The 1,029-nt window shown below is 70.7% G+C and carries 2 protein-coding genes; both read right to left on the bottom strand.

The annotated features are described in order from the left end of the window. Nucleotides 1-412: Zn-ribbon domain-containing OB-fold protein (locus tag C1J00_RS43595; RefSeq protein ID WP_102914247.1), on the bottom strand; the 412-nt coding region annotated here is incomplete at its 3' end. Then, a complete protein-coding gene (locus tag C1J00_RS43590; protein ID WP_102914246.1) occupies nucleotides 412-861 on the bottom strand; it encodes a DoxX family protein in 450 nt (149 codons plus the stop codon). The genes C1J00_RS43590 and C1J00_RS43595, both read right to left, overlap by 1 nt. Nucleotides 862-1,029 lie beyond the last annotated feature (168 nt).

Genomic DNA, 1,029 nt, shown 5'->3' with positions numbered 1-1,029 from the left:
CCCCCGGCACCGGCCGGAACACCGGGATCCCCTCCCGGAACACCACCTCCAGTTCCGCCCCGCCCGACAGCTCCGGGTCCTCTCCGGCCCGGTGGGCCCCCGCCCCCACGATCTCCGTCATCATCCGGGGCCCCTCGGCGAGTTCGACCACGGCGGCGACGTACGGCACACGGTCCGCGAACGGCGGCAGGTCGTTGCGGTGGACGACGGACCAGGTGTAAAGCGTGGCGCGGCCGCTCGCCGTCTCCCACGTCACGTCCTCGCTCCAGCAGTGGGGGCAGAACTCGCGCGGGTAGTGGTGGGCCCGGCCGCAGGCCCCGCAGCGGCGGATCAGCAGTCTGCCCCCGGCTGCCGCGTCCCAGTACGTATGCGTGAAGGCGTCGGGCTCGGGCAGGTCGTAGCGGCCGGCCATCAGAACAGCCCCAGCGCGCTGTCCAGCGACCAGCTCTGCCAGGACATCCCGAACAGCGCGACCACCGACATCAGCGCCATCATCGCGTTCTGCCCCTGCTCGGCGACGTCGTGAATCATGAGCGTGAAGTAGAGGGCGTTGAGGAGCAGCCCGCCGACCAGGGCGACCGGGGTGAGGAAGCCGGTGATCAGACCCAGTCCGAGCGCCAGTTCCGCGTAGACGACCACGTACGCCATCACGCGCGGGTACGGCGCGACGGCCGCTTCGAAGCCGGACCGGACGGCGCTCCAGCGGTGCTCGGCGGCTATGCCCGCTGCCCACGTGATGCCGGCGCCCCGCTCGAACCAGGCCTTGCGGTCCTTGTGCCGCCAGCTCTCCAGCCACCACAGCCCGAGCCCGATCCGCAGCACGGCCAGCCATTCCGCTCCGGTGAGCCAGATCGTGTCCATGCAATCTGACGGTACGTCAGTTTCTGGGGCCCGCAAGACCCCGAAAGCATCCGCCCTTGGCAAGCACCCTTTCTCCGCAAGCACCCGCCCTTCGGTGGATCACCACGGCCGTCCCACGAGAGGGGCGACACGCCGGGCAACCGCCAGGAACGATCACCACCCCGCCAC

Source organism: Streptomyces cahuitamycinicus, from assembly GCF_002891435.1.
GTDB lineage: Bacteria > Actinomycetota > Actinomycetes > Streptomycetales > Streptomycetaceae > Streptomyces > Streptomyces cahuitamycinicus.
This window is presented reverse-complemented; position numbering and strand designations above follow the sequence as displayed.